This window comes from Thiocapsa sp. (genome assembly GCF_022340925.1).
In the GTDB taxonomy this organism is placed as follows: Bacteria; Pseudomonadota; Gammaproteobacteria; order Chromatiales; family Chromatiaceae; genus Thiocapsa.
On record NZ_JAJDNA010000018.1, the window covers coordinates 47,124 to 53,873 of the forward strand.

The 6,750-nt window shown below is 64.3% G+C and carries 8 protein-coding genes; 1 reads left to right on the forward strand and 7 read right to left on the reverse strand.

What is annotated here, in order from left to right; genetic code table 11:
- Positions 1 to 230: 230 nt before the first annotated feature.
- From LJE61_RS02890 to LJE61_RS02920, 7 genes are all read right to left on the reverse strand, one after another.
- Positions 231 to 797 carry a hypothetical protein gene (locus tag LJE61_RS02890; protein WP_296911244.1) on the reverse strand — a complete coding sequence of 189 codons (567 nt, stop codon included), beginning with the start codon at positions 795 to 797 and terminating at the stop codon, positions 231 to 233.
- Between the two features lie 20 nt (positions 798 to 817).
- A complete protein-coding gene (locus LJE61_RS02895) occupies positions 818 to 1,111 on the reverse strand; it encodes a hypothetical protein (protein WP_296911242.1) in 294 nt (97 codons plus the stop codon).
- A 52-nt stretch (positions 1,112 to 1,163) separates the two neighbouring features.
- Entirely contained in the window at positions 1,164 to 1,700 is a 537-nt protein-coding gene (locus tag LJE61_RS02900; protein ID WP_296911240.1) for a hypothetical protein, read from the reverse strand.
- Positions 1,701 to 2,363: 663 nt separating this feature from the next.
- The gene (locus LJE61_RS02905) at positions 2,364 to 3,158 is read right to left on the reverse strand and encodes a hypothetical protein (protein WP_296917355.1); all 795 of its coding nucleotides are present in this window, start codon (positions 3,156 to 3,158) and stop codon (positions 2,364 to 2,366) included.
- Between the two features lie 31 nt (positions 3,159 to 3,189).
- On the reverse strand, positions 3,190 to 4,008 hold the full coding sequence (locus LJE61_RS02910) for a transporter (protein ID WP_296917357.1): 819 nt from the start codon (positions 4,006 to 4,008) through the stop codon (positions 3,190 to 3,192).
- 107 nt (positions 4,009 to 4,115) lie between these two features.
- Positions 4,116 to 5,417: a guanitoxin biosynthesis MBL fold metallo-hydrolase GntH gene (gene gntH / locus LJE61_RS02915; RefSeq protein WP_296917359.1), complete on the reverse strand. Its 1,302-nt coding sequence runs from the start codon at positions 5,415 to 5,417 to the stop codon at positions 4,116 to 4,118.
- 32 nt (positions 5,418 to 5,449) lie between these two features.
- Positions 5,450 to 6,022, reverse strand: coding sequence for a TetR/AcrR family transcriptional regulator (locus LJE61_RS02920; protein ID WP_296917361.1), 573 nt, complete (start codon positions 6,020 to 6,022; stop codon positions 5,450 to 5,452).
- Between the two features lie 264 nt (positions 6,023 to 6,286).
- On the opposite strand from LJE61_RS02920, the gene LJE61_RS02925 reads away from it, so the two are divergent.
- Positions 6,287 to 6,750: hypothetical protein (locus tag LJE61_RS02925; RefSeq protein WP_296917363.1), on the forward strand; the 464-nt coding region annotated here is incomplete at its 3' end.

Below are 6,750 nucleotides of genomic sequence, written 5' to 3' on the forward strand. Positions count from 1 at the left end.
GCGGGTTTGCCGTGCTGCTTCCGGCCTGTTCCTGGGCGGGCCCTGCGCTCTGGGTGCCCCGATCGCCCCCGTGTGCACCCAAGACGCGTCGACCTTGGAAGACTTTAGCGGCTGCGCGGGGATCCCATCGCGGGACGTGGGAGGATGGGCGCCATCCTTGGCGACGCGTCCAGGCGCTGTCCGTTTCCTGCAACCACTCTTCGTGCTGGCCGCTCGGGAGTGGGGTGCCGTCAGCGGGGCACCAGCGAAACGGCCACGGCGTCGGTGAAGGTCACCTTGACCGTGTCGCCCTCCTTCAGGTCATCCAGATAGTGGCGCAGCCCTGGGGCCTTGACCGAGACCTCGCGCCAATTCCCCTCGGGATCGCGGAAGGCGATGGCCTTCTTGTAAGGATCGACCACCAGGATCTCGACGATCGAGGTCATCTGGCGACTCGCGGTGCCAGGAGCGGCCCCGGGGGCCGTTGAGATGGAACGCTGGCGTTCCGGCGCCGACTCGTCGCCCTCGCTGGCGACGACATCGACCGCCATGCTGCGGTAATAGCTTACCTTGACCTGGTCTTCGCGCTTGAGCTTGTCGAGGTCCTCGATGCGGTCCCCGGCCCTCTCGCTGATCAGGTTCCCCTCGGGTCCCTTCAGGGTCAGATAGCGGCTGGACGGGTTCACGGCCTCGACCGTTGCGGAGGTCTCGATCAGCTCCGCCCCCTCCATACCGGGCGGGGGCGCCTCGATCTCGGCGAAGGCGGGCAGGGTCGTGGCCAGCAGCACTGTTGCGAGCGCGTGTTTCATGCTCTTCATGTCTACGCACTCCTCATGGCTCAGCGTGGATTGGCCCGGCTCGGCCGGACCGGTTTGGGAAGCGGCAAGGCGCCCGCTGCCCAGAAGCGGAGCTTGGCCGCGAGCAACGGTCCGCTGAAGTGGATGTCGTCGACCGCGCTGTCTGAGCCGACGTGGACCTCGTTGCCGGCGGCGGTCTCGCCCTGGATTCCGGCGCGCCCGAGGGTGAACGCGGCGGCGAGCTGCCGGTCAGCGCTCCGGACGGACTGATCGGCCCGGACGGCGCGGGACTCAGGACCATGCCGCTCGCGCCGAGTGTCAGAGGCAGGCTCCAACGCCAGAGGTCGTGGCTCATGTCTTCTCGACGCCGGTGACGTCTTGGTCTGTTCAAGGACCAGTCCTGGTCACGCCGATTGCGCCTCCGTTGCCACCCACCCGGCCCGTCTTCAAGACAGCCGTGTAGGACATCAGGTAGGCGATCCCGGCGGCAAACAGCGCGACCAGGACAACGACCCAGGCGGACGGAACGGCGGTGTAGGTCGGCAGCAGCACGCGCAGGATCAAGGCGATCGCCAGCACCAGCAGAAAGCCATAGAGCGACCGCGTCAGGCCGACCTTGAGGGTGCGGCCAAACCAGGGGACACCAGCTCCGATGGGCGGATGCACCTTGCCGGCCGCACGACTCTTCACAGTTGCCCAGACGGTCATGATGGTGACCAGCAGGCTGATCAGCACCGCGCGCGGCACCAGCGCGCCGATCAGGGATTGCTTCCAGCGGTCGGCCACCAGGGCGAAAACTGGCACCTCCGGTAGGTCGGACAGCGACAGATAAACAATCAGCGCATTGACCAGCCCGGCGACGATGGCGCCTGTGGCCGCGCGTTTGGAGGCGAATTGTGTCAGGGTCATCTTGGTGTTGGTCATTGCCGCCTCTGCGATCCGCTTTGCCTGTCGTGCTCCGGCCGGGGGGATGCAACGCAGCAAGACCCCGCCCCAAACCCGAAGAACCCGCATTGCCGTACCTCGATGTCCAGGATGCGCCGATGCAGTAGGTCGGATCAGCGGCTGGCGAAGCGCCCTGCGCTCGATAATCTGTCAGGTTTCAGCTCACCCTTTCACGGATCGCCAGAACCCACACCAGCGGTGCTCGAGTGAGCCGTTTGGGTCGTCGCGGACTGCTGCTCGGGCTGTTCTCGGCAATGGCGTCTTGGGACCAAACGGGAAGCGTCGGCGCTTTCACCGCGATCGCCTAGCGACGGGGTCCAGGACGATCCCCTCGCCCTCTCGGATCCAGAGAACCTCGGGGGTCTGCCGCTCCGCGCGGATCGAGCGGTCCGCGACCCCTCGGGGATCAAGCGGTCCTCTGGGGTCCGCGATACCCCTGGGGTTGCCCGGGCAGCTGGGGTCACTGGGGCAATCGATGCAAACGCCGGCGACGCGCTGCTGTCCGAGGCCGCACCCTTCGGCGGCCTGGAGTGGCACCGCGTGACCAATGAGCAGCGCAGGCACGGCCAAAGGAAGGATACGAAGCAGCAGGTTCACTGATGTGTCTCAGTCAGGGTCGCAAAGGGGTTTCTTGCCGCGGCATCAGAAGCGGAACGTGGCTGTCAGTTGAGGACCGCTGAAGCTGATGTCGTCGATCGGGCTGCTGGAGCCGAGGTCCCATTTCAGGTACCGATAGGCCAGGGAGACGTCGCCCCAGTGGAATCTGTATCCGACGCCAGCGAGCGCCTGCCAGGTCAGGTCCGAGTCGCCCGTGCCGACGTCGAGATAGAAGGGGACGAACCAGTTGCCCGAAAGATTGGCCCGACCCTTGACGCCGACGATCCCGTCCCAGACCACGCCGCTGGCGTCCGACTCGATCGCCCGGCCGAGGCGCCGGCCCTGGAGGCCGAGGCCGAAGCTGCCCTTCATCTCCAGGTAGCGCAGACCGGCGATGACGTCCACCGACGCCTGAGACCTGTCGAAGACGTTGTAGCCGCCGACGGCGCCAAGGACCCACCCGCGCAGCTTGAGGCTGGCGTCGGCGTCGATGCCTAACGGCCGCCCAAGCGGACCGGTCAGCGGCACCTGGGCGCCGCCGTTCGCGCCGACGTTCAGGTAGAGCACGTCGGCCAGGGCGGACCACTTGCCCTTGCGGGCCTCGAAGGCGCCCATGAAGGTCATGTTGAGATTGTTGATCAGGGTGTCGAAGCTGACATCGATGTCTGAGCCCGCCGCCGTGGACCCTTTGACCGCCGGGGCGAAGAAGTAGAGCGAGGCGGCGTACTGCCAGTCGTCGCTCGGCGTCGTCTCTGCCTTGGCTTGGAGCGGACTGATGAGCAGTGCGGCGGTGCCAAGAATGAACACCAAGTGCTTGTTGGACGGGGATGCGATCGCCACGACTCTGACTCCTTAGAACTGTCGGATGTGTTTATTTCGGGAACAGAAGCTTGGCCGCGGCCATGACCGACCACTCAGGACCGGCATCGGGTTTCACGACGTTGGCAAAGGCCTGGAGCTTGAAATCCACGGGCTGTTTGCCGAACTTGACCAGTCGCCCGACGCCGCCGCCGATCGGAACCGTCCAGCGGTCATCGCCCGATTTAGTCCAGTTCGCGGTCATGATGGGCGTCGAGGTCAGGTACCAGCCTTTCGACAGGTTGTAGTTGACGAAGTATTGGAAGGTTAGCTTGTTGACCTCGCCGGCGCTATCGGGGCCTGCGTAGGACCAGAGGTTCTGGGCCAACAGCCCGAGCACCCAGTTGCCGGGCATGGTCAGAAGGACGACGCCGGCGCCGGCGGACCACTTGTCGGTACCCATGTCGTTGGTGTTGGTCGGCAGCTCGAGCACTGGCCCAAGCCCCCAGATGATCTTGCCCGGTTTCGCGGGGGTGAAGAACGCCTGATACTGGATGTTGCCGAAACCGTCCCGGCGCACGTCCGAGGCCGGCACCTCGTTGGCGCCCAGGTCGAGCTCACTGAGGTTGGCGTCGACCCCTACGTAGGGTACGATTAAGCGGTTGATCAGGTTGACCGCACCGAGATTCACCGGCAGGACCGGCTTGACCATCAGGGCGCTCGCCGATGAGTCACCCGGCATCCCGTCGTAGTGCCACAGCTCGAAGGGAAGGCTGACCATGTCACCGATCGGGTTTTGGGATGCCTTCGCCAGATCGTCGGCCCTCGAGAGTCCGGCCCACGTAACGGTCAGCGCGATCAGGACAGAGGTGAAAGGGGGTTTACTGGTCATTTGCTGCTTTTGAAACACCGCCTGCTTGTCGCGTGCACCTTCCCCACAATCGCCCCGAAGGGCGGTCGTTTCGCTTAGGTAGGGGAAGGCGCTGACTCGCGGCCAGCCTATTTCTCGGGGTACGGGAGCTCCCGCCCGACCGCCTCGCTGGCCTCCTGATAGATCGGCCGCAGCACATCGTCGACGTTCCACTTGCCGCTGACGATGAAGTCCGAGTAGCCGATGGCCTCGGCGGGCAGCCCCTTCATCTCGGCGAATTTGGCGCGATCGTCCTTGCTCGGCGCGACGTTCGGTCGGGTGGTCGGCGGCGACCAGGTGCTTTCCTCCACCACCGCCATGCGCTCGCGGATACCGTCCTTGGTGACGTTCCAGACCATGAAGTCCTCGGCGAGGCTGAGCGGCCCGTCATAGGTCTTGCGGATGCGCTTGTAAACCTGTGCGGTGGTGTCGAAGTCCTTGAAGAAGTGATAGGCGATCGCCAGGCGCTGCTTCACCTCGCTCATGACCTTGCCGAAGGCCTCCGGGGCGGTGTGGATCTGGGTGCCGACCAGCAGAGCGGACTCCGGCGTGAAGCCCAGCTTGTTGACGATGTCGGGCACGGCGATGAAGCACTCGTGGATGGCGATGTCCGCGTCCTTGGCGTACTTGTTGAACCACTGGTTGGGGAAGGTGTCGGAGCCCCACACGAACTTCAGCCCGTTCCATTCCAGGGAATAGCTGACCGCACCGTCGATCGAGTGGATCGCCGGAAAGGAGCGGATCACCACGCCGTTCTCGTCGTAGACGACCTGGTTCTCCCCCTTGTAGTCGAACTCGTTGACCTCGAGCTTGTAGCCGCGCGGATCGACGTTGCCGACCCGCCCGGTGATATCCCAGAGGAACATCTTCTGCATCGCATCCATCGCGGCGGCGGTACCGAGCTCGGGAATCCGGCCGCTCGGCCCCCAGATGCGCAGCGGCTGGTTGCGCCCCATCAGCGCGCCGCCGATCCAGTACTCGGGTACAGCACCGAAGTGATCGCTGTGCAGGTGGCCGACGAAGATCTTGTCCAGGTAGTTGTAGGGGATCTGCAGCGCGGAGATCCGCTCGGCCGAGCCGCTGCCTGCGTCGAACAGAAACTTGTCTCCGTTGCCGAGCTCCACGAGAAAGCACGCAGCCGCTTGTTTCATGCGGGTCGTCGGCATCCCCGTGCCACAGGCGATGACACGCATCTCGTCGGGGGCCAAGTCCTCGGTATTGGGGTAGTAGGTGTCCCGCGGGCGCGCCTTCGTCGGAGACAGCTCGGTAGCCTCCTCGGCGTAGGCCGTGGAGACGCAGGGTGCGCCGGCCACCAAGGCCAACCCGGCAACGAGGCCGATGGCAAGACTACCGGTGGCGATGCGGGTTGGTGTTTTGCTTCTGAACCTCATGGTGTCCTCCTCAGGTTGCGGTAAGAGATCGCTTAATTGTTTTGTGCCGTCGTCAGGAACCGGTGGCGTTCCACAAGCAGTTCTTCGTCCTGCTGCGGGGGCAGACTGACGAACATGGCCGGACGGGCGACTTCGTAATACAAGTAGAGACGCGCACGGTTTTCCAATTCCAGGCCGGTAAATCCCAGACCTTCGAAACGAGATCGGATGAAGGCCAGGCGCGCCTCATCGACCTGCTCGACCACCACTTGGGCCAAGGGGTCGTGCAGGGCCCAAGCCCGGAATGCCGCGTCGTAATCCGACGCCCCTTGGCTGCGAATCGCTCTCATCAGCGCAAGCAAGGTCGTCCCCGGGTCCAAGCCGAGCGCCGCGATCTGCTCCCGGATGGAGTAGCTCCATCGCTGTGACCAGTAGTCCAGCATCCCCCGCAACAGATCCTCACGATCGGCAAAGTGGTGGTAAAAGCTGCCACGCGTGACTCCGATGCGCGTCGCCAACTGCTCGACGCTGACAGCGCCGATCCCCGCCTCGACGAGCTGCTCGATGGCTGCATCGATCCAATCCTGTCGCGAAAGACGCGACCTGGGCTTCGCTTCGCTTCTCATGTTCAGAACCTACACTGATGTATGTTTATTGAAACAAGCATGTATGTCAAGGCTATCCCGATGTATGATACGTCTTTATGAGCAAGTGCTTGGAACAGAAGACGCAAGCGGCCCGAACGACCCCACCGACAATGCGGCGACCCACAACCGCTACGGCGGATTGACCGTTACGCTTGAGATACCCGGCACGGCACCCTGATCGGCTTCCTTGAGTTCGGCATGTGCCCGTGAGGAAAGAACGATGGACAAGGCGTTGAAGCACTGATGCCGATCTCTCCTAATCGCCCTGTTTGCCGTTTGCGTGGGCATCTGCTGATACTTCGCTGCGCTCTCCTGGCCACCCTCTTTGCCGTCTCGCCCACGCGGGCCGACTGGATCAACCTCACGGGCGCCGAGACCGCCCCCAACATCGCCGAAATCACCGTCTTCGACGACCGGGTCGAGGTGGCACTGGAGATCTACGTCGGTGACCTGAAGTCCTTCGAGGCGCTGATCCCCGACGACTGGATGAAGGACTTCAAGGTCAATCGCCCACCGCTGGCCGAGCGCCTCAAGCGGTTCTCGGAGCAGGGCCTGCGGTTCGTGACCGACAGCGGCGAGACCCTCCAGACCGAGCTGCGCCTCGCCGAGCCGCGCCTGCGCAAGGACCGCTTCTCGCCCTTCGCCGGGATGGTCAACCCCTACACTCGCTTCAAGGCACCGGAGGCCCCGGCGGACAAGCGGGTGCT